This window comes from Bartonella sp. B39, assembly GCF_053795145.1.
This window is the reverse complement of sequence record NZ_CP200036.1, coordinates 1552511-1573023: the sequence shown is the minus strand read 5'-3', so window position 1 is coordinate 1573023 and position 20513 is coordinate 1552511. Positions and strand designations below refer to the sequence as shown.

The following is a 20513-nucleotide window of genomic DNA, read 5'->3' as shown; positions in this document are numbered from 1 at the left end:
ATCCTTTTTAGAGGAGATTGCAAGATCGTTTTACAAAAAGGACGTGTTTTTTTAAAAAGATGCGCTATATGGTGAAACTATGAATATCGATGGTTGGCGGCAAAGATTAAGTGCAGCACTCAAAAAAACTGGCCGGTCAAAAAGATCTATCTCTCTCGCAGCCGGTAAAGGTGCTGGGTACCTTCATTCTATCCTCATTGAAGGAAAAGAACCAACAATTGAATCCCTCTCACGTATTTGTCATGAAATTAATATCAGTATGAATTATATCCTTTACGGAGAGGGTGCTAGTTTAGAAGATAAAGAGTTCATAGATCTCGTTTCAAAGCTTTCTTCTGAGGAAAGACAGGCGATTTTAACTCTTTTGCGGCGGTCAACTGGCGAAGCCTCAGAATAAGTTCTTTCTGTGTTTTTTCGTCAAGAGTGCACCAGTATTTTATCAATTTTAAATCACTCATTTTAGCTCTCCTGTCTGTTGGTGGTTGCATTAATTAAGAACAAATAGAGAACAATGTAAGGACATCAGGTGAACAAAAGAGGACAGGTTTTTATTCACGCACGCCGTTTCAACGTTGTAAAGATTGAAATTATATCTTTTATTAAGGATAATATTAATTGACATCTCTCCCATAGAGGATATAAGGGTAACGCTATATTCGGCCTTGTCAAGACAAAGCTGTGCGTTATCAACTATCGAAAGGGGGGAAATTATGAAAAATATGCCATTCGTTAAAGAGGATGAAATTATCATACTTCTTTGTGAAGATGAAAAAGGTGATGTCTATGAAGGACCACTCGAACAAATCGAAGAAGTGCTCGAATTTATTGAAGAGTGTGAAACTGTTCATAGAATCTTGCGTCTTGATCTCACGACACTTCATGCAGAGGATGTTAGTGAACAAATCGCTGATGCTTATGTCGCAAATTACGAAATTGACGAACAAAATAACCAACTCCAGCCATTCATTCTCAATAGTGATGCTTACCACGTCTGTTTAGATGAAAAAGTGGCGCGTGATTATGAAGATAATCTCTATGGTTCTTACGAAAAACAGCATCGTTTGCGCCCATGTGATGTGTTGAACGATTACTGGTGGTAAAAATCATGGCAAATTATCTTAAAACTTTTTATCAGGGATTTCCGCTTTACTACGCTGGAAATACCCAAAACACAATCAGACTCGAACCACAAAAGCACAAGGCAGTCCTTTTCATATCGCAACAGGTTGCAGAAGGTGTCGCGAAAAATTTGGCTCGAGAATATCAGCGAGACGATTTTTCCGTCGTGCAACAGCATGATTGAGAATTGTGCAACAGCATGATTGAGACGGATTATTAGTCAATAAAAAGGATACAACCCTTAAGCGTTTTTCCATCGGGAATACCGAATTCTAGGGAATAAAATGCTTCAGGGCTATGTGCTGTAATTGCATATGTTGCCGGCTGTTGGGGATGTGAGGCGCTGGTTTTTAAGAGATATTGTGAGGTATTTGGAGAAGAGGCGTGTAGGGAATGTTTGGAGAAGTATTTGGAGATGTTCACGCGGGCTTAGGAGGGAGTGCCCATGGGGGCTTTAAAAAACAAAAAGCTTTAAGCTGTCCTCAAATTGTTGGGGAAGAGAATGTGGCGTTTGTAGGGCGGAGGATGCAAGGTTGGAGATGTAAGGTGTGGGATGCAAGGTTGGAGATGCAAGGTTGGAGATGCGAGGTGTGGGATGCAAGGTTGGAGATGCAAGGTTGGAGATGCGAGGTGTGGGATGCAAGATGTGGGATGCAAGATGTGGGATGCAAGATGTGGGATGTGAGGATATTTGAGAAGGAGAAGGAAGTGAGATGCATCTGGAAATAGTGCTTCATTGAGGGAGTTTTGAGCCAAGGGGTTAAGGCGATAGACTTTAGAAGAGTGTTATGGCGGTGTTTCATGAGCAATGGGACTTGCATCTGGGAGAAACATTTGGAGAAGAGGCGTGTAGGGAATGTTTGGAGAAGTATTTGGAGATGTTCACGCGGGCTTAGGAGGGAGTGCCAATGAGGGCTTTAAAAAAACAAAAAGCTTTAAGTTGTCCTCAAATTGTTGGGGAAGAGAATGTGGCGTTTGTAGGGCGGAGGATGCAAGGTTGGAGATGTAAGGTGTGGGATGCAAGGTGTGGGATGCAAGGTTGGAGATGCAAGATGTGGGATGCAAGATGTGGGATGTGAGGATATTTGAGAAGGAGAAGGAAGTGAGATGCATCTGGAAATAGTGCTTCATTGAGGGAGTTTTGAGCCAAGGGGTTAAGGCGATAGACTTTAGAAGAGTGTTATGGCGGTGTTTCATGAGCAATGGGACTTGCATCTGGGAGAAACATTTGGAGAAGAGGCGTGTAGGGAATGTTTGGAGAAGTGTTTGGAGATGTTCACGCGGGCTTAGGAGGGAGTGCCCATGGGGGCTTTAAAAAAACAAAAAGCTTTAAGCTGTCCTCAAATTGTTGGGGAAGGGAATGTGGCGTTTGTAGGGCGGAGGATGCAAGGTTGGAGATGCAAGATGTGGGATGCAAGATGTGGGATGGGGGCATTTGAGAGAAGAAGGGTTTCAAAAAAGGTATATTCCTCAAAAATGAGGATGTTGTGAGGTTGAAAGAGAAGGCTGCAAATAAAAAATGCGGTCAATTCTGGGGGATGAAAGTTTATGCCAATTGTTATCGATTGTATTCAGGGAACAGAGGAATGGCTGCAAGCACGCAATGGCTTGATAACGGCTTCTTTGTTTGAAATGGTTATGGCACGAAAAAAACAGGGGCAAAAAACCTCAAAATATCATTCCATTATGATGAAACTTGCTGGAGAAAGAATCACTGGAAAAATTGTCGATGAGGGGACAACACTGTCTATGCGACGAGGAACAAAATTAGAACTAAATGCGCGCCAACTGTATGCTACACTCACGCACACAGAGCCTGAATGTATCGGGTTTGTTCTAGCCGATGATCGTATGAAAGGCTTTTCTCCTGATGCTTTTGTTGGAAAAAACGGATTATTGGAAATTAAAACCAAAAAACCAGAAATTCTCATCCCTCATTACGCTCAAAAAGATTTTCCAGAAGAGCATAAAGCTCAATGTCAGGGAGGATTGTGGATCGCTCAACGTGAATGGGTGGATTTAATGCTATATTGGCCAGATATGCCGCCTCTGATTAAGCGTGCTTATCGTGATGAAGTTTATATCCGAAAACTTGAAAGTGAAATTAGCCGATTTAATGAGGAATTGGAGATCATGGTACAGAAAATTAAGTCTGCTGAGGTAAGGTTTGGTATCAGAAGGGAAAATATCCTTGAAGGGAGCACAAGAAAAAAGCGTATAAGAGAAAGACGCACAATCAGGGGATGAGGAGTAAGAGCCGTGGGAATGGAAGATGAGAGTAATATGGCGAAACTTGGGCGGAAAACTGGAACAGGTTATAAAACAAGAAAGAAAAAAGGATGGGCATGCAAGTATTGAATTATGTAAAAATACTACAATAATAATATTGCAAGAATGTTGTAAAAGGAAATATTGCGAGAATGTTGTGAAAAGAAATATTGCAAAAATGTTGTGAAAGGAAATATTACGAGAATGTCATGAAAATACTAAGAAGGGATGGTGGTTGTAAAAATACTCTAATGCTAAAATGTTACGCGCAATGGTGCTGCGAGAGAGGATTGAACTCTCGACCTCTCCCTTACCAAGGGAGTGCTCTACCACTGAGCTACCGCAGCCGTTTTCAATCTTTGCGCTGTCTTGTGCCATATTGTCATAAAATAGGCAAGAGAGCATTTGTGTATTCTTGCAAGAAAATCTTCTTGTGTCATGTTATACATTTCTTATACAGAGTTTTTAAAGGCCGTGAGTTGATTGAAAAAACTCAACACTGCTTAAAAGGTTGCGCAATGACACAGATGCATCAAAAACAAGAAGAAATTAATCATAAAGATGAAAAAGCAAAACGACGCCAAGAAAGATTAGCTCAACAGTTGCGCCAAAATCTGAAGCGCCGAAAAGAGCAAAGTCGAAAAAGAGCGAAAACAGAGCTTTGAGAAATATTTCTTATGGCAAATTTGCAACCAAGCGTCTCAATGATTCGTTATAGTATCTAAGATTTATTCTAAAATTATCGATTTCGTTTTGAAATCATAAAAAAAAATAACTTCTCGGGGGTAAAACCTTTGGAAGGGGAAACACAAAGGGAAAATACGATGGATTCTATTCAAATTGTTGGCGGTAAAAAACTGAAAGGAACAATTCCCATCTCAGGAGCAAAAAATGCCGCATTACCCCTTATGATCGCGTCATTGCTTACCGAAGAAACGCTTACTTTAGAAAATATTCCCCATCTTGCTGATGTTGAATTGCTCATTCGTATTCTGAATAATCATGGTGTCGGATATGCCGTCGATGGACAGGAAGTCCACCACGATTGTGTGGATTCTAGAACAATCCATTTTACCGCTCAAAAAATAGTCACAACACGTGCTCCATACGAATTGGTGAAAAAAATGCGGGCAAGCTTTTGGGTGATCGGACCCCTGCTTGCTCGATGCCGAGAAGCGTATGTATCCCTGCCTGGGGGATGCGCTATCGGAACAAGACCCGTCGATTTTATTCTCGAGGGTCTCAAAACTTTAGGAGCCCATATTGCTATTGAAAATGGATATGTGCGGGCTAAAGCTCCAAGAGGATTAAAAGGTGATATCTACCGCTTTCCTAAAGTGACTGTTGGGGGGACACATGTGATGCTTATGGCGGCAACTATGGCAAAGGGAAAAACCATTCTCGATAACGCTGCTTGTGAACCAGAAGTCGCTAATCTTATTCGAACTCTCAACGCTATGGGGGCAAAAATAGTCGGTGAAGGCACAACAACACTCACTATCGAGGGGGTTAAAAAACTTAATGGTGCTAGAGTACGAGTCATTCCTGATCGAATTGAGGCTGGAACATATGCAATGGCTGTAGCTATGACAGGGGGGGATGTGTTTCTCAAAAATGCAAACCCTAATCATTTATCTCAAGTGCTCAAAGTGCTTCAAAAAACTGGACTCGATATTCAAATAAAACCTCAAGGAATTCAGGTGAGCCGAAATGGGCGAAAAACAAAAATAATACCTGTCGACATCAAAACTGGACCTTATCCCGCTTTTCCAACAGATCTCCAAGCGCAATTCATGGCACTGATGACAAGGGCTCAGGGAATCGCTCATATTACTGAAACAATTTTTGAAAATCGTTTCATGCATGTTCAGGAACTTATTCGTTTGGGTGCTCAGATCAAACTCTATGGACAAACAGCTACCGTCTACGGAACAGAGCAATTGCAAGGAGCACAAGTGATGGCAACCGATTTGCGTGCTTCCGTTTCTCTTGTTATTGCCGCACTGGCCGCAAAGGGCGAAACGATCGTTAATCGCGTGTATCACCTCGATCGCGGGTTTGAACGGCTGGAAGAAAAATTAGCACAATGTGGTGCTACCATTCAACGTATAACAGCGTAAACCATTTGTCCTTTAATTTGTATGGCTCTGGAACTTGATCTGCGCGATAGATGGTGCATTGCTTGAGTTTATAAGACTATGGAATCAAGAGAACTATAGCTCTCATATATCCATCTCTAGATATCCGTGTCGTAAGCTATCTCACTGTGGGTGGAGGAACTTCATTGGAGGATGGCTTCACTGGTGGCGCTTTATTGAGGTAGCACTTTATTGGGAGATGGCTGCACTGGCGGCAAAGGGCGAAACGATCGTTAATCGCGTGTATTACCTCGATCGCGGGTTTGAACGGCTGGAAGAAAAATTAGCACAATGTGGTGCTACCATTCAACGTATAACAGCGTAAACCATTTGTCCTTTAATTTGTATGGCTCTGGAACTTGATCTGCGCGATAGATGGTGCATTGCTTGAGTTTATAAGACTATGGAATCAAGAGAACTATAGCTCTCATATATCCATCTCTAGATATCCGTGTCGTAAGCTACCTCACTGTGGGTGGAGGAACTTCATTGGAGGATGGCTTCACTGGTGGCGCTTTATTGAGGTAGCACTTTATTGGGAGATGGCTGCACTGGCGGCAAAGGGCGAAACGATCGTTAATCGCGTGTATTACCTCGATCGCGGGTTTGAACGGCTGGAAGAAAAATTAGCACAATGTGGTGCTACCATTCAACGTATAACAGCGTAAACCATTTGTCCTTTAATTTGTATGGCTCTGGAACTTGATCTGCGCGATAGATGGTGCATTGCTTGAGTTTATAAGACTATGGAATCAAGAGAACTATAGCTCTCATATATCCATCTCTAGATATCCGTGTCGTAAGCTACCTCACTGTGGGTGGAGGAACTTCATTGGAGGATGGCTTCACTGGTGGCGCTTTATTAGGGACAATATCCTGCATCATCATCACAGCAGACACAACCTCTACCGAATGAGGCTCAAAAGAGAGCATATTGAAATCATTTTATATCTAGCAGAAAAGTTCAAAATGTTTTATAGTGAGTGGGGTGTTCTGCGCTTCTCGACAGGAAATAACGTATTCCTGAGACCTTATTGATCTCTAAGGGAGCTGTCCCTGATAAAGCTCGTGGGCTTTTTCATATGGCGCCCACCTATTTTATAGGTTCCCGGGGTCAACTTTTTCCACCGGTTGTCGTGGATCACCTTATCTCTTGCATAATAAAATAAATTGTTGTGCTCTTTTTTGTATAAAGTGAATTGCTATGATCTTTTCAAGAAGTTTATGAGAATCTTCGCCGATTTAAAAGAGCTTGTTTTGTGCATCTATAGCAGTTTACAGAATAATTAATGAGAAAAATGATGTGCAACATTCTCGGTTTGCTCGATCAATTTGCAAATAAGCCAAACAAAAGCAGGTCACTTTACCATGTTCTCCTTTCAAAAAGAGAGAGCATGCTGCTTTTTTGCAATCCACTCATTTTTATTTACAGCGCTATAATTAATTATTTGGGAAAAAAATGGTAGAAAATACAGATAATCTGCAGTTTTCTTTATCGATCCGTGCACAGCTCCGCAAGATTGGCTTATCCGAGCGCGCTGCTCTTTCAACACAAGAAAAATCTGTTTTTTCGCAGCGTGCCTGTGCCCATCTGATGAAGAGCCTTGAGGAAAAAGGCGAAGATTTTTCACGCATGATTCTAGCGGGATATTGGCCGATAAAATCAGAAATTGATCCGCGTCCTTTATTGGATGCTGTCGCGTTACGTGGTGGCAGTTTAGCTTTACCAGTGGTGCTTGATTCAACCACCATGATTTTTCGTGCATTTTCAAAAAACATGGCGCTAGAATCGATGCGTTTTGGAACATTAGGTCCTGGGGCAGAAAATGCCACTGTTATACCAAATGTGATTATTGTTCCACTTTCTGCATTTGACAAACAGTGTCACCGTCTCGGATATGGAGGGGGATATTATGATCGTGCGGTTGAAGATCTTGAAAAAAAAGGTTATCAGGTAAATTTATTTGGCTTAGGATTTTCGTGTCAGGAAGTTGAATCCATTCCTCATGCGGAACATGATCTTGTTGTGAAAGGAATTTTTACAGAAAAGGGTTTCTTAAAACGATAAAGTATGATTAAAACGCCTATGCGTTTTTTATTTTTAGGTGACATTGTTGGAATGACGGGTTGCGAAGTTGTTTTTGAACAGCTTCCAAAACTGATCAAGAGATGGAAACTTGATTTTGTCGTGGTGAATGGTGAAAATGCTTCTCAAGGCTTTGGTATAACACAAGAGACATATCAAGACCTTTTAATGGTGGGTGTTGATGTTGTGACAACCGGAAATCACGCTTTTTCGTGTCAAGAAGCATTAAAGTATGCGCATGACAGCGATCGTTTTTTACGTCCAGCAAATTTTATGCCAGAAAATTTTATGAAGGGAATGCCTGGAAAAGGTTCTGATATTTTTACAGCAAAAAATGGGGCGCATGTTCTGGTTGCGAACCTTTTGGGGAGTGTTTTTATGCCCTGCAAGGTCATGGATCCCTTTGAAACGGCTGAAAAGATTTTATGTGCTTGCTCTTTGATGGAACAGGCCGATGCAATTGTTTTTGATTTTCACGCAGAAACAACGAGCGAGAAGCAATGTTTTGGACATTTTCTTGATGGTCGTGTAAGCGTGATTGTAGGAACGCATACTCATATTCCTACAGCTGATGCGCAAATTTTAGAAGGTGGCAGTGCTTACTTAACGGATGCGGGGATGTGTGGAGATTATAATTCGTCTCTTGGAATGGATAAGGAAGAGCCTTTACACCGTTTTCTTTATAAGAAAAAACAGGATCGTTATGAACCAGCGCGAGGACCTGCTACACTTTGCGGGTTAGCGGTTGAAATTTCAGACCGCACAGGTTTAGCAGAAAAGGTTTCAGCAGTACGGATTGGTCCTCATTTAAAACCTGAAATTCCAGATTTTTGGTAGCCTTCTTTCAGTGCCCTCTTTGATATCTGCTCTCCAATATTCCCTTGTAAAGACTCTCTTTGGCAATGTGGTTAGCTTGGAAAAATTTCGTTCCCAAAACAGATTGGTCCTCATTTAAAGCCTGAAATTCCAGATTTTTGGTAGCCTTCCTTCAGTGCCCTCTTTGATGTCTGCTATCCAATATTCCCTTGTAAAGACTCTCTTTGGCAATGTGGTTAGCTTGGAAAAATTTCGTTTCCAAAATAGATTGGTCCTCATTTAAAGCCTGAAATTCCAGATTTTTGGTAGCCTTCTTTCAGTGCCCTCTTTGATATCTGCTCTCCAATATTCCCTTGTAAAGACTCTCTTTGGCAATGTGGTTAGCTTGGAAAAATTTCGTTTCCAAAATAGATTGGTCCTCATTTAAAGCCTGAAATTCCAGATTTTTGGTAGCCTTCTTTCAGTGCCCTCTTTGATATCTGCTCTCCAATATTCCCTTGTAAAGACTCTCTTTGGCAATGTGGTTAGCTTGGAAAAATTTCGTTTCCAAAACAGATTGGTCCTCATTTAAAGCCTGAAATTCCAGATTTTTGGTAGCCTTCCTTCAGTGCCCTCTTTGATGTCTGCTCTCCAATATTCCCTTGTAAAGACTCTCTTTGGCAATGTGGTTAGCTTGGAAAAATTTCGTTCCCCCAAAAGAAAGTCCCTCCCAAAAAATCCCAAGAAAGAGACCCTCCAAAAACTCGCCTAACAAAAATAAAAAAAATGACCGATGAATTTTTTATTCTAATGAGAAAGCAACGGTAAAATCGCTTTCCGTTTTTTAAGTTTGAGCATTCTAAAACTTTTCAAAAGGATGTGCTCTTCTTTGCTCGATATTGCTTCATCACAATGATAGGGAGTGTTTCCTTTTGGTGAGAGATCCCTGTAAAAAAAGGAAAGTGGAACATTGAGAATATCAGAAATTTCCTTTAAGCGCTCCGTACTCACACGATTTAAGCCTTTTTCATGCTTTTGGATTTGTTGGAAAATTACACCTAATTGGCTACCTAATTGCTTTTGCGGCATTCTTAGCATTGTTCTTTCAAAGCCAATTTTTTTGCTTATAAATTTTGCCTATAAAAATGTCGTTTAAATGTGGATTTTTGATTTTCACTCTTAAGCTTCCTCGCCGATTGTGAACGCTCTCGTATTGATATTCCGGGAGTCTGAAAACACTGAGTTCAAATCAACCTTTTGCTTTTAGTGCTGAAAGAATCCGGACATAGCAAAAACCACCGAAATTCCCATGATACCCATATAATGGGTTATTTTCACGTTCGAATTTTGGAATTTTCAGTTCCCTCTTGATCGCTGCGTATACGACCAAAATCACCCTTTAGATAGTAAAGTAATTTCAGGGAATTGGAAATTAAAATCGCCTTTCTTTGTTTTCTAATGAGAAGATATCTCTTATGAACGCTCACCAAAATCATGAGCTCATATCTGCGTGAGAAAAACAAAACAAGCTGTTATGATTCTTAAGTCAAGGACGCCATTAGGCGCGCCTTTAAAGGGTTTCACCCGACTTGTAAGAACCAATGCTTGCTAGTCCTCTCAATAAACGCGAGTCTGAGCTCATGATATGAGAAGATGCAGAGATGCTTTGACGTGCGATGAGAGGATATTCTTGCTTTGTGCAAAAATGGAGCGGTTTGGGTGGAATAGTCATACAGATTTTGGTGGAATACTGCTGATGTGATCCTTATGCTTTAAGAGTTGTTACAAGATGAGGGGTATTCCTTTTCTGGAAAATGGTCTCAGTACAAAAGGAACAATGAGAAAATAGTCATTTATGATTTTAGCTGCTGTAGCACAAGCTGAATGTGCACGTATTTTGGAGAGCAAACGAATGAGGAATCAATGGTAGCGTTGGAAGTCAGTGTCGTAAAATTTGGCTCAAAACCTCATCCAAAGATAAAAGAGGGTACTGACGTTGATTACAGCAGGGCGTTTCATCTAAAATTGTTAAGGAAAAAAGAGCGATTTCTTATGGGTGACTTAATTTTAGGACAAAAAAACAAGTTTGTGTAAAGAAACCATAAGCATTTTTATTGATCAGATTTAACCGTTAAATTAGTATACAAACACACATCTGTGAGAAGGGGATTTCTATGAAAAAAGGGTTGCCAAAAAGTTATATGATCAATGCTGAATGCGAAAAATTATGAACAGGAGGCTTAGATCAAGATGGTATTTATCTCTCTGAATCAGAAGCAGCTGACCGTGTTGGTGATGACAAAACAGCATGGGAATGGTTAGCAATGGCTGATTTATCAGCTCATCACTCTTATTTCTTAAATCTCAAAATGGTGCGCAATTTGTACGCGATATGGGTTTTCTTACAAAGAATGCTGATAAAGAATATGGTCTAAATTGGTTGGATAAAGATGTTATTGTAGGAGAAAATTAATAGTTTACTTATAACCTTTTATATCTTTGTAATAATGCCTATTATGGATAAATTCGTTGGAATAGGTAAGGCGGACTCAAGTTTTGAGTGTTTCGACCAGTATTCTACGCCGCTGGGAAGCAGAGGGTAAGTTAAAATCACTAGGTTGAATGGGAAACCATACTCATCTTACCCAAGCTTGAAGCATAAGTGGGTTCAAGCGCAAGGATGTTTCTTAAGTCGCGTTATTCTCTATCATCAAGCGCAAATTTAAAGGGTTTGAGGTGTTGCTTTCTCTAAAAGAGCTTCAATGCGCTTTTGAAGCTTTTGCATTTGTGGATAATATTCAAGTGCCTTTTTATAGGCCTTGATGGCAAGATGTGGACGCTCTGTTGCCTCCATGGTAACTCCAAGCCCAAAGAACGCTATGTAATTGCGTGGCTCAAGTTCTAGGGCATGGTTAAGGTCAAGCATCGCTAGCTTAAAATCACTAAGTTGAATGGGAAACCATACTCATCTTACTCAAGCTTGAAGCATAAGTGGGTTCAAGCGCAAGGATGTTTCTTAAGTCGCGTTATTCTCTATCATCAAGCGCAAATTTAAAGGGTTTGAGGTGTTGCTTTCTCTAAAAGAGCTTCAATGCGCTTTTGAAGCTTTTGCATTTGTGGATAATATTCAAGTGCCTTTTTATAGGCTTTGATGGCAAGATGTGGACGCTCTGTTGCCTCCATGGTAACTCCAAGCCCAAAGAACGCTATGTAATTGCGTGGCTCAAGTTCTAGGGCATGGTTAAGGTCAAGCATCGCTAGCTTAAAATCACTAAGTTGAATGGGAAACCATACTCATCTTACTCAAGCTTGAAGCATAAGTGGGTTCAAGCGCAAGGATGTTTCTTAAGTCGCGTTATTCTCTATCATCAAGCGCAAATTTAAAGGGTTTGAGGTGTTGCTTTCTCTAAAAGAGCTTCAATGCGCTTTTGAAGCTTTTGCATTTGTGGATAATATTCAAGTGCCTTTTTATAGGCCTTGATGGCAAGATGTGGACGCTCTGTTGCCTCCATGGTAACTCCAAGCCCAAAGAACGCTATGTAATTGCGTGGCTCAAGTTCTAGGGCATGGTTAAGGTCAAGCATCGCTAGCTTAAAATCACTAAGTTGAATGGGAAACCATACTCATCTTACTCAAGCTTGAAGCATAAGTGGGTTCAAGCGCAAGGATGTTTCTTAAGTCGCGTTATTCTCTATCATCAAGCGCAAATTTAAAGGGTTTGAGGTGTTGCTTTCTCTAAAAGAGCTTCAATGCGCTTTTGAAGCTTTTGCATTTGTGGATAATATTCAAGTGCCTTTTTATAGGCCTTGATGGCAAGATGTGGACGCTCTGTTGCCTCCATGGTAACTCCAAGCCCAAAGAACGCTATGTAATTGCGTGGCTCAAGTTCTAGGGCATGGTTAAGGTCAAGCATCGCTAGCTTAAAATCACTAAGTTGAATGGGAAACCATACTCATCTTACTCAAGCTTGAAGCATAAGTGGGTTCAAGCGCAAGGATGTTTCTTAAGTCGCGTTATTCTCTATCATCAAGCGCAAATTTAAAGGGTTTGAGGTGTTGCTTTCTCTAAAAGAGCTTCAATGCGCTTTTGAAGCTTTTGCATTTGTGGATAATATTCAAGTGCCTTTTTATAGGCTTTGATGGCAAGATGTGGACGCTCTGTTGCCTCCATGGTAACTCCAAGCTCAAAGAACGCTATGTAATTGCGTGGCTCAAGTTCTAGGGCATGGTTAAGGTCAAGCATCGCTAGCTTAAAATCACTAAGTTGAATGTGAATCCACGCTCGCCTTACCCAAGCTTCAGCATAAGTGGGTTCAAGCGCAAGGGCATTGTCAATGTAATCAAGAGCAAGACCATAATTGTCAGTATTGATCGCATTTTCAGCCCATGACATCAAAAGATCAATCGTTTCACTGCCCGATTGTGACCATAAACGTTGAAGTTGTTCGCTTATCTTTTTAGCTTCATGAACATTCGCACAAAACTTCAATTCTTTGAGAAGGTGTAAAATTTCCGCTTCTCTACGCTCTTTCGCTCTGTCAGTATGAGATTGGGTGGATGCGTCAGAATCTTCAAAAATGGTCACAGTACTATCAGGAATTCTCAGTGTTGAAGAAGGAGAGCTGGGTAAAAGTTCATCTAGCGGTAAAAGCATTTGAGGAGAAGGGGGATCTTCAGGAAGTGAGGGAGGATTTTGTCCATATCCAGTCGAAACTAAACCAAAATTGCCTGCAGAAATTAAAAAAAATACAACGAAATGCAAAAAACGGAAACGCAAAAAACCTTGCCAGAAAAAACAAAGATCCCGAAATCGTAAACTTTTAAAAAAAATCAAAAAAACCATAACGACAAGACCTCAAACGGCAAATTATTACACAACAGACCTGAAATGCAAAAATAAACTTTCAAGAGAATAAAAAAATTAATGCCTGCTAAAAAGCAGGCAAAAAACCATCTATCATGACAAGCCATTAAGCTTGACAGAATATCAACCTTGACGTGCTCTAAAACGTGGATTCGTTTTATTGAGGATGTAAACACGACCTTTGCGACGCACCAAACGATTGTTACGGTGCCGATCCTTTAGTGCTTTAAGCGAATTCTTAATTTTCATCATACTCACCGTTTATATATACTCATGCAAATTAAGGTCATAATTTAAGTTGTCATAACCTCAATACAACAACATGCTGTTCTTTTGTAAACCAGTATGCTGCTCCTCTTGAGAGACCTTTACAAATTAAGAGACCTTTACAACACTATGCTCTATACTTTTTCATTGTGATCAAAAAAAGAAAAACGCACCCTCAAAACAAAGGCACGCATTAACACATTTCATTAACACAACGAAGAAGTGAAAATTGCAAAAAACTGAAGCACTTCTAACAAGAACTCTTCTTCTTGTCAAGGAACTATCCCCTCAAAATGCCTGAGGATGTATCCAATGGAAGAGAAAAAAATGCAAAAATCTCAAAGGTTCTCATTTTTGATGATATGGGCGGTGAAATACCTGTGCTCTCTCACGTAGAAGCGAGGAGAAAATGTATCAACAAAAATACAAGAGCACAAACCGGTACTTTTCATTGTTTTAAAACTTAACCAAGCCATGGTTTTTTGGAGAGCCAAAGCGCTTGTCGTGCTTACAATAATTCCAAATTTTAGAGCGAGAGAGAAAATTGTGAATCTTCGGTTGAACACTTTAGAAAATGCTCCATAAAAACAGAAAAAGCCATCTACTTCTTTTTTGTTAAGAGATAAACTAAGTTCTGCTTTGGCGCTTTTGCATCATAATTTATAAGAATGTGGAGGACCTTTCGTTATTGCTTGGTATTTTTTCAGTCATCGACTACGATATTTGTGTCGTTAAAACAGAAATTATGTGCTGCTAAAGTGGAAGATTGCGCCATTAAAGCAAAAGATTTTGCGACAATTTCATCGATGGCGATAGTGTCCTTCAGAATTATCCTTTCTTGGGGAGATTTCTGTATGCCATTTAAAAAGAAGGAAATGAAAATCACCCGTTCTAGGGCTTTTTCAACTATGCTGAGAGGCCATTTTTGCTTTTGGATATGGGGGGATTTCTTGTGTCCTATAGCCTATAAAATTTTGAAACCTTTGTAAATTTCAGTATCATCTCTGATTAAAATACCATGAGACTTAAGGTATTGTAGCTAAAAGCGCGGGGTATTTTGGGTGGAAGAGAGGCGGAAATCTTCTTGGAGAAGGTAATGGAGGGCGCTTTTAACGAGAAGAAAGGCAAATTTGTTCTCTCTTAATCCACGGAAATAAGCAAATTCAACTATGCTGAGAGGCCATTTTTGCTTTTGGATATGGGGGGATTTCTTGTGTCCTATAGCCTATAAAATTTTGAAACCTTTGTAAATTTCAGTATCATCTCTGATTAAAATACCATGAGACTTAAGGTATTGTAGCTAAAAGCGCGGGGTATTTTGGGTGGAAGAGAGGCGGAAATCTTCTTGGAGAAGGTAATGGAGGGCGCTTTTAACGAGAAGAAAGGCAAATTTGTTCTCTCTTAATCCACGGAAATAAGCAAATTCAACTATGCTGAGAGGCCATTTTTGCTTTTGGATATGGGGGGATTTCTTGTGTCCTATAGCCTATAAAATTTTGAAACCTTTGTAAATTTCAGTATCATCTCTGATTAAAATACCATGAGACTTAAGGTATTGTAGCTAAAAGCGCGGGGTATTTTGGGTGGAAGAGAGGCGGAAATCTTCTTGGAGAAGATAATGGAGAGCGCTTTTAACGAGAAGAAAGGCAAATTTGTTCTCTCTTAATCCACGGAAATAAGTGAATTTTGCCGTGTGATAACAGAAGCTTTGCGAGAGTTACCAAGGGAGGCTTGTAGGGAGGGGTGTTTTGGATAGATTTGTGAGATTGTGCAAGGTGTTGGGGTATTCTTAGGGGAAGAATGATCGTGAGGGAATGATTTTTTCCTATACGTGATTTGTGCCTCATATGAGGGAGAACACTGTGGTGGTGGTTAAAAAGAAAGGATATCGTTTAGAGCTCTTGAAAGCACGGCGACTGGAAATGAGGGATTGTTGAGGAATGCATCAGATTCCCGAATCTGAGATCATGATTTTTGTTTTGCGTGAGAGAGATTGTGAGTACTCAGACAGAGCATTTGGCAGACAGTTAACCTCTCATTTTTGATAAAATGATGCGCAATAAACTGTCTATGGATCACTGCGTAAAAAACAGCAGAAGAGGATGTGAGAGATCATAAAAATGCACAACCCATTGCTATAGAGGAAGGTTATGAGAAGTTCTACTATAATCCCAAAGGAATGGGGGCTAGCAATGTGAGGGCTCGTATGTCAAAGGGGAAAGTGTTGTCATATCTGTGGGAGGAGTATTTTTGAGAGGTTGTTTTTTCTCTGTTTGCTCTTCCTCTGGTGGTGTGTCGAGAGGCATCCTTTGCAAAGATATTCTCCTGTCAAGATTGGGTAGATGGCCCCGTTAATTGAATGACATGCCCCATTTTGCGTAAGGGTTGTACAGAGCTTTTACCATATAAATGAACCGATGTATTTTCTTGTGTGAGAAAATATTTGTATTCACTGAGGTTATTGCCAAGAAGGTTGATCATTTGGCAATTGCTATGGCGGTATGTGCTGCCCAATGGAAGACCACAAATAGCACGGATATGTTGTTCAAATTGTGAAGTGATACATGCTTTTTGCGTCCAATGACCAGAGTTATGAACACGAGGTGCCAATTCATTCACTAAAAGACGACCATCTATGAGAACAAAAAATTCAATGCAAAGAACACCAACATAATTGAGCGCATCCATTACGCGTGCGCTTATTTTTTGGGCGGCCTTTTGTACATCAAACGGAACACGCGAGGGCACAAATGACTTATGAAGAATGCCATTTTTATGCTGATTTTCAGGGCAATCATAAAAAATATGTTTCCCTTGTTTTGTACGGGTTGAAAGCACCGAAATTTCCGATAAAAAAGGAACAATCTCTTCCAAAATTAGAGAATGATCCCGAAAAGTCGTAAAAGCTTTTTCAAGAGTTTGCTCACAGGGGTGATCCAACATCATCTGGTTCTTTCCATCGTAACCAAAACGACGTGTTTTCAAAAGGCCACGCTCTCCTAACGCTGAAAGTCCTGAAAGGAGAGATGAAGTATTGTCAACAGCATACCACGATGCAGTCCCTATGCCTTTCTTTTGCAAAAATTGCTTCTCAAAAAGCCGATCTTGCGTAATTTCTAACGCTTTGGAAGAGGGATAAACACTTTTGGCTTTCTCTATGTATTGAACCGTTTGAAGTGAAAGATTTTCAAACTCATAGGTCACAACATCACACATGGAAATAAAACGATCTAATGCCGAAGTATCATCGTAGGAGGCAACAATATGATCGTTGGCTGTTTGCGCAGCTGGGCAATCTGCTTCAGGGCACAAAACAACCGTTCGAAATCCTAATTCTGCCGCCGCTATGGCGAGCATCCGTGCCAACTGTCCTCCACCTATTAAACCAATTGTATTCCCTGAAGGTAACATAGTGGGTGCGTTGGGAGTGGCGGATGTGGCGGATGTGGCGGGTGCGTTGGGAGTGGTGGTTGTGGCGGATATGGTGGGTGCGTTGGGAGTGGTGGGTGTGGCGGATGTGGCGGGTGCGTTGGGAGTGGTGGGTGTGGCGGATGTGGCGGGTGCGTTGGGAGTGGCGGGTGTGGCGGATGTGGCGGGTGCGTTGGGAGTGGTGGTTGTGGCGGATATGGCGGGTGCGTTGGGAGTGGCGGATGTGGCGGGTGCGTTGGGAGTGGTGGTTGTGGCGGATGTGGCGGGTGCGTTGGGAGTGGCGGGAGTGGCGGATGTGGCGGGTGCGTTGGGAGTGGTGGTTGTGGCGGATATGGCGGGTGCGTTGGGAGTGGCGGATGTGGCGGGTGCGTTGGGAGTGGCGGATGTGGCGGATGTGGCGGGTGCGTTGGGAGTGGTGGTTGTGGCGGATATGGCGGGTGCGTTGGGAGTGGCGGATGTGGCGGGTGCGTTGGGAGTGGTGGTTGTGGCGGATGTGGCGGCGGATGTGGCGGGTGCGTTGGGAGTGGTGGTTGTGGCGGATATGGCGGGTGCGTTGGGAGTGGCGGATGTGGCGGGTGCGTTGGGAGTGGCGGATGTGGCGGATGTGGCGGGTGCGTTGGGAGTGGTGGTTGTGGCGGATATGGTGGGTGCGTTGGGAGTGGTGGGTGTGGTGGATGTGGCGGGTGCGTTGGGAGTGGCGGGTGTGGCGGATGTGGCGGGTGCGTTGGGAGTGGCGGGTGTGGCGGATGTGGCGGGTGCGTTGGGAGTGGCGGATGTGGCGGATGTGGCGGGTGCGTTGGGAGTTGTGGTTGTGGCGGATATGGTGGGTGCGTTGGGAGTGACGGGTGCGTTGGGAGTGGTGGATATGGTGGGAGTGGCGGATGTGGCGGGTGCGTTGGGAGTGGTGGTTGTGGCGGATGTGGTGGGTGCGTTGGGAGTGGTGGTTGTGGCGGATGTGGTGGGTGCGTTGGGAGTGGTGGTTGTGGCGGATGTGGCGGGTGCGTTGGGAGTGGTGGTTGTGGCGGATGTGGTGGGTGCGTTGGGAGTGGTGGATGTGGCGGATGTGGTGGATGTGGTGGGTGCGTTGGGAGTGGTGGATGTGGCGGGTGTGGTGGTTGTGGTGGATATGGTGGGTGCGTTGGGAGTGGTGGATGTGGTGGGTGCGTTGGGAGTGGTGGGTGTGGCGGATATGGTGGGTGCGTTGGAAGATTCTGTCATTTTAAACCTCAGTTACTGGAGTTTGTGCAACACCGGCTGTTTGTTGCTGACGCCAATCTTGTAACCGCTGTGCGAGTGTATCGTCGTAAACAGCCATAACTGCTGCAGCTAATAACGCTGCGTTAATAGCACCTGCTTTGCCAATCGCTAATGTGCCAACGGGCACGCCCGCTGGCATTTGCACAATGGAAAGTAGTGAATCTTGGCCAGATAAAGACTGTGAATGCACTGGAACACCAAAAACAGGGAGGGGTGTTAGTGCTGCTAACATACCAGGAAGATGTGCTGCACCTCCTGCTCCAGCAATCAAAATTTTGAAACCTGATGCTTTTGCTTCTTTCGCAAATTGGTAAAGTCGTTCAGGGGTTCGGTGTGCCGAGATAATATGAGAAATATGAGAAATACCAAGACATGTTAAAGTATCCGCACTATGACGCATTGTTTGCCAATCAGATTGGCTGCCCATTAAAATCGCTACATTATATGATTTTTTAGCCATTTTATATCCTTAATTTAAATGTCCAAGGCGATTCTTTCCTCTTATTCTTGTAAGAGTTTTATATTCCTTTTGCAAAGTTAATTGGTGACAGAGCAACAGCTTTTTAATCATACTTCTAGGGTGAAACACGAAGTTCACAGACAGAAAATTTACAGGAATTTACAAAAATTTGAAAAAATAGTGATAGATCCTCCTTTATTATATAAACAGTATTTTGTAGCAGAAAATCCTTTCTATAAAAAATTTGAGCAGTTTCAAGTAGGTAAATCTCTTCGCGTATGTAAATTTTAAGACAAAAATCTTAGTCACGTTCGTTTGCTCTAGGAATATGAACGGGTTACTCTAATCATTAGGAAAATAAATCTCTGGGTGAAGTGATGTTTAAAACAATCTTAGATTTAAAGTGGATAACTTTCCTCTCGTGTTTCAGAGGAAGAGAGGCTTAGCATGATTTGCTTTGGGAAAAAATTATGTCCGATGAGATAAAAACCTTTTTTGACTTCAGATTGTCGCACGAGAAGCAGAGTTTGAAAACAAGGGTTGTCAAAATATACAAGGATAGTTGTCGGAAATCGGCAGAGATAGGGTTTGTTGGAAGAATTTCAGAAATTCTCATGATTTCTTATCTCCTCAAGTGAAGAGAAAAAGTCATAAAATGTAAGAATTGTAGAAATGTGAACAATTAATCTTGTAAAAGAAAAAATAATGGCAAAAATAAGTTAAAAATAAGAATACGCCATTGTAAAAATGACAAATGTAAAAACGTCAATATTCAGTAAATGATATTGATTTTGCCATGCAAATCATTCTTTCCGCCTTGGCAGAGAGAAATACGCTCTTTTGCTTGTTGGTAAAGGAAAGTACAAGATCAAAGCTTTTATTGATTTTCGGTTCTCCTGCCCTAAATACCTCCTTGTCTCATTTGTTATCTCAAAAAGATAAAAGTGGATGATGAAGTGTTAATAGTAGATTGCTTGTCTCTTTTTTGCCTAATTTTGTAACATGTTACACAACCAATAATAAGAAAAGGAGAATTTAGGTCATGTTTCTTCCGTTCTTAATTGCTTTAGGCGCAGCAATAACGACGATATCGGGCAAAAAAAATATCAGTTATGCCTTGTGGATGGTTTTGTTGTTTGTCATTCTTCTCACCTTTAATTACCATGCAACTTCTACTTTAAATTTGTCGTTTTGAGAAAATAGCTATGGAACATACAAAACAAGAAAATCCCCATTTTGTTATATTCATGAATATCTTGGGGCTTATTGGGTTATCCGCTGTTTTGGTGGTAGCCTTCTATTATCAGCTGGTGAAGTTTGAGTTGCCTTGTCCCCTTTGTCTTCTTCAACGTGTTGGTTTGATGCTTGCAGGATGTGGATTCTTGCTCAATATTCACCACAAAGTGAGAAGTACCCATTATGGTATGGTCATTCTCGGGTGTATGGTCACAAGTACCATTGCCGCAAGGCAGGTGTTTTTGCATATCACACCAGATGATCTTGGATATGGTTCAACATTCTTTGGGTTGCATTTTTATACTTGGGCATTCATCATCTCTGTTCTTTGTATTCTTGCAGTTTCCGTCGTTATGATTTTAAGTGAATTTGCGCACAAATTTAAAATATTTTCTCCTTTTCCTATATTGAGCAAAATAGCAAGTTTCTTATTTGTGTTTTTGATTGCAGCAAATTTGATTTCTACTATACTTGAGTGCGGTGGTGGGCAATGTGCCGATGATCCAGTAAGATATGAGCTGTTGTCAAACTGGTTTCTTTCCTCGTCTTAAAGTGCTTTTTCAATAAACTATCCGCATGCCTATCCTAATGGTGA

General features: G+C 41.5%; 19 protein-coding genes, 1 tRNA gene, 1 other RNA gene and 5 pseudogenes. 15 read left to right on the top strand and 11 right to left on the bottom strand.

All coding sequences use genetic code 11. The features are described from left to right. Window positions 1-79 precede the first annotated feature (79 nt). The 4 genes from V4P57_RS07180 to V4P57_RS07165 all read left to right on the top strand — a co-directional run bounded on the left by V4P57_RS07180 (window position 80) and on the right by V4P57_RS07165 (window position 3366). Window positions 80-397 (top strand): XRE family transcriptional regulator, encoded by a 318-nt coding sequence (locus V4P57_RS07180; protein ID WP_455465871.1) that lies wholly within the window; start codon window positions 80-82, stop codon window positions 395-397. 313 nt (window positions 398-710) lie between these two features. Then, entirely contained in the window at window positions 711-1100 is a 390-nt protein-coding gene (locus V4P57_RS07175; protein ID WP_455465870.1) for a hypothetical protein, read from the top strand. A 5-nt stretch (window positions 1101-1105) separates the two neighbouring features. Beyond that, window positions 1106-1303, top strand: a complete 198-nt coding sequence (locus V4P57_RS07170; protein WP_455465869.1) for a hypothetical protein — start codon at window positions 1106-1108, stop codon at window positions 1301-1303. 1364 nt (window positions 1304-2667) lie between these two features. Further along, entirely contained in the window at window positions 2668-3366 is a 699-nt protein-coding gene (locus V4P57_RS07165) for a lambda exonuclease family protein (RefSeq protein WP_455465868.1), read from the top strand. Between the two features lie 293 nt (window positions 3367-3659). Here the strand turns inward: V4P57_RS07165 and V4P57_RS07160 are convergent. After that, a tRNA-Thr gene (locus tag V4P57_RS07160) sits at window positions 3660-3734 on the bottom strand. Between the two features lie 171 nt (window positions 3735-3905). Between V4P57_RS07160 and V4P57_RS07155 the strand changes: the two genes are divergently transcribed. From V4P57_RS07155 to V4P57_RS07140, 4 genes are all read left to right on the top strand, one after another. Continuing rightward, complete coding sequence (locus V4P57_RS07155; RefSeq protein ID WP_455465867.1) at window positions 3906-4052, top strand: hypothetical protein; 147 nt, start codon at window positions 3906-3908, stop codon at window positions 4050-4052. 159 nt (window positions 4053-4211) lie between these two features. Next, window positions 4212-5507, top strand: coding sequence for a UDP-N-acetylglucosamine 1-carboxyvinyltransferase (gene murA / locus V4P57_RS07150; protein WP_455465866.1), 1296 nt, complete (start codon window positions 4212-4214; stop codon window positions 5505-5507). A gap of 34 nt (window positions 5508-5541) precedes the next feature. Continuing rightward, window positions 5542-5850, top strand: coding sequence for a hypothetical protein (locus V4P57_RS07145; RefSeq protein WP_455467008.1), 309 nt, complete (start codon window positions 5542-5544; stop codon window positions 5848-5850). Between the two features lie 34 nt (window positions 5851-5884). Continuing rightward, window positions 5885-6193 (top strand): hypothetical protein, encoded by a 309-nt coding sequence (locus tag V4P57_RS07140; protein ID WP_455467007.1) that lies wholly within the window; start codon window positions 5885-5887, stop codon window positions 6191-6193. A 136-nt stretch (window positions 6194-6329) separates the two neighbouring features. Here V4P57_RS07140 and V4P57_RS07135 read toward each other — a convergent pair whose 3' ends face one another. Then, window positions 6330-6458: a hypothetical protein gene (locus V4P57_RS07135; protein WP_455465865.1), complete on the bottom strand. Its 129-nt coding sequence runs from the start codon at window positions 6456-6458 to the stop codon at window positions 6330-6332. 54 nt (window positions 6459-6512) lie between these two features. Between V4P57_RS07135 and ssrS the strand changes: the two genes are divergently transcribed. From ssrS to V4P57_RS07120, 3 genes are all read left to right on the top strand, one after another. Then, window positions 6513-6672, top strand: a non-coding RNA gene (gene ssrS / locus V4P57_RS07130) — 6S RNA. A gap of 312 nt (window positions 6673-6984) precedes the next feature. Then, window positions 6985-7593, top strand: a complete 609-nt coding sequence (locus V4P57_RS07125; protein ID WP_455465864.1) for a 5-formyltetrahydrofolate cyclo-ligase — start codon at window positions 6985-6987, stop codon at window positions 7591-7593. A gap of 3 nt (window positions 7594-7596) precedes the next feature. Further along, window positions 7597-8448 carry a TIGR00282 family metallophosphoesterase gene (locus V4P57_RS07120; protein WP_455465863.1) on the top strand — a complete coding sequence of 284 codons (852 nt, stop codon included), beginning with the start codon at window positions 7597-7599 and terminating at the stop codon, window positions 8446-8448. Between the two features lie 765 nt (window positions 8449-9213). On the opposite strand, the gene V4P57_RS07115 is transcribed toward V4P57_RS07120, so the two are convergent. Next, window positions 9214-9495 (bottom strand): helix-turn-helix domain-containing protein, encoded by a 282-nt coding sequence (locus V4P57_RS07115; RefSeq protein WP_455465862.1) that lies wholly within the window; start codon window positions 9493-9495, stop codon window positions 9214-9216. Window positions 9496-10661: 1166 nt separating this feature from the next. Here V4P57_RS07115 and V4P57_RS07110 point away from each other — a divergent pair. After that, window positions 10662-10879 (top strand): annotated as a pseudogene (locus V4P57_RS07110) (hypothetical protein). 249 nt (window positions 10880-11128) lie between these two features. On the opposite strand, the pseudogene V4P57_RS07105 reads toward V4P57_RS07110, so the two are convergent. The 7 genes and pseudogenes from V4P57_RS07105 to V4P57_RS07075 form a co-directional block, all read right to left on the bottom strand. Continuing rightward, window positions 11129-11420: pseudogene (locus V4P57_RS07105) on the bottom strand (hypothetical protein); the annotation flags it as partial. Between the two features lie 37 nt (window positions 11421-11457). After that, window positions 11458-11749: pseudogene (locus V4P57_RS07100) on the bottom strand (hypothetical protein); the annotation flags it as partial. A gap of 37 nt (window positions 11750-11786) precedes the next feature. Continuing rightward, window positions 11787-12078: pseudogene (locus V4P57_RS07095) on the bottom strand (hypothetical protein); the annotation flags it as partial. A gap of 37 nt (window positions 12079-12115) precedes the next feature. After that, window positions 12116-12407: pseudogene (locus V4P57_RS07090) on the bottom strand (hypothetical protein); the annotation flags it as partial. A gap of 37 nt (window positions 12408-12444) precedes the next feature. Further along, entirely contained in the window at window positions 12445-13248 is an 804-nt protein-coding gene (locus tag V4P57_RS07085; protein WP_455465861.1) for a tetratricopeptide repeat protein, read from the bottom strand. A 144-nt stretch (window positions 13249-13392) separates the two neighbouring features. Beyond that, entirely contained in the window at window positions 13393-13518 is a 126-nt protein-coding gene (gene ykgO / locus V4P57_RS07080) for a type B 50S ribosomal protein L36 (RefSeq protein WP_455465860.1), read from the bottom strand. A gap of 2346 nt (window positions 13519-15864) precedes the next feature. Further along, a complete protein-coding gene (locus tag V4P57_RS07075; protein WP_455465859.1) occupies window positions 15865-16947 on the bottom strand; it encodes a 5-(carboxyamino)imidazole ribonucleotide synthase in 1083 nt (360 codons plus the stop codon). 1 nt (window position 16948) lies between these two features. Here V4P57_RS07075 and V4P57_RS07070 point away from each other — a divergent pair, with 1 nt between their 5' ends. Then, window positions 16949-18247 carry a hypothetical protein gene (locus tag V4P57_RS07070; RefSeq protein ID WP_455465858.1) on the top strand — a complete coding sequence of 433 codons (1299 nt, stop codon included), beginning with the start codon at window positions 16949-16951 and terminating at the stop codon, window positions 18245-18247. Here V4P57_RS07070 and purE read toward each other — a convergent pair. Continuing rightward, entirely contained in the window at window positions 18185-18682 is a 498-nt protein-coding gene (gene purE, locus V4P57_RS07065) for a 5-(carboxyamino)imidazole ribonucleotide mutase (RefSeq protein ID WP_455465857.1), read from the bottom strand. The two genes, V4P57_RS07070 and purE, sit on opposite strands and share 63 nt — an antisense overlap. 1042 nt (window positions 18683-19724) lie before the next feature. On the opposite strand from purE, the gene V4P57_RS07060 reads away from it, so the two are divergent. Then, a complete protein-coding gene (locus V4P57_RS07060) occupies window positions 19725-19877 on the top strand; it encodes a DUF5993 family protein (RefSeq protein ID WP_455465856.1) in 153 nt (50 codons plus the stop codon). Between the two features lie 10 nt (window positions 19878-19887). Then, the gene (locus V4P57_RS07055) at window positions 19888-20469 is read left to right on the top strand and encodes a disulfide bond formation protein B (protein ID WP_455465855.1); all 582 of its coding nucleotides are present in this window, start codon (window positions 19888-19890) and stop codon (window positions 20467-20469) included. Window positions 20470-20513: the final 44 nt, after the last annotated feature.

What these genes read in the sequence shown, in the direction of transcription:
- ykgO (WP_455465860.1), bottom strand. Translation starts at nt 13,518, where the DNA reads ATGAAAATTAAGAATTCGCTTAAAGCACTAAAGGATCGGCACCGTAAC.
- V4P57_RS07180 (WP_455465871.1), top strand. Translation starts at nt 80, where the DNA reads ATGAATATCGATGGTTGGCGGCAAAGATTAAGTGCAGCACTCAAAAAA.
- V4P57_RS07120 (WP_455465863.1), top strand. Translation starts at nt 7,597, where the DNA reads ATGATTAAAACGCCTATGCGTTTTTTATTTTTAGGTGACATTGTTGGA.
- V4P57_RS07175 (WP_455465870.1), top strand. Translation starts at nt 711, where the DNA reads ATGAAAAATATGCCATTCGTTAAAGAGGATGAAATTATCATACTTCTT.
- V4P57_RS07135 (WP_455465865.1), bottom strand. Translation starts at nt 6,458, where the DNA reads ATGCTCTCTTTTGAGCCTCATTCGGTAGAGGTTGTGTCTGCTGTGATG.
- V4P57_RS07060 (WP_455465856.1), top strand. Translation starts at nt 19,725, where the DNA reads ATGTTTCTTCCGTTCTTAATTGCTTTAGGCGCAGCAATAACGACGATA.
- purE (WP_455465857.1), bottom strand. Translation starts at nt 18,682, where the DNA reads ATGGCTAAAAAATCATATAATGTAGCGATTTTAATGGGCAGCCAATCT.
- V4P57_RS07055 (WP_455465855.1), top strand. Translation starts at nt 19,888, where the DNA reads ATGGAACATACAAAACAAGAAAATCCCCATTTTGTTATATTCATGAAT.
- V4P57_RS07075 (WP_455465859.1), bottom strand. Translation starts at nt 16,947, where the DNA reads ATGTTACCTTCAGGGAATACAATTGGTTTAATAGGTGGAGGACAGTTG.
- V4P57_RS07155 (WP_455465867.1), top strand. Translation starts at nt 3,906, where the DNA reads ATGACACAGATGCATCAAAAACAAGAAGAAATTAATCATAAAGATGAA.
- V4P57_RS07115 (WP_455465862.1), bottom strand. Translation starts at nt 9,495, where the DNA reads ATGCCGCAAAAGCAATTAGGTAGCCAATTAGGTGTAATTTTCCAACAA.
- V4P57_RS07165 (WP_455465868.1), top strand. Translation starts at nt 2,668, where the DNA reads ATGCCAATTGTTATCGATTGTATTCAGGGAACAGAGGAATGGCTGCAA.
- V4P57_RS07170 (WP_455465869.1), top strand. Translation starts at nt 1,106, where the DNA reads ATGGCAAATTATCTTAAAACTTTTTATCAGGGATTTCCGCTTTACTAC.
- V4P57_RS07085 (WP_455465861.1), bottom strand. Translation starts at nt 13,248, where the DNA reads ATGGTTTTTTTGATTTTTTTTAAAAGTTTACGATTTCGGGATCTTTGT.
- murA (WP_455465866.1), top strand. Translation starts at nt 4,212, where the DNA reads ATGGATTCTATTCAAATTGTTGGCGGTAAAAAACTGAAAGGAACAATT.
- V4P57_RS07125 (WP_455465864.1), top strand. Translation starts at nt 6,985, where the DNA reads ATGGTAGAAAATACAGATAATCTGCAGTTTTCTTTATCGATCCGTGCA.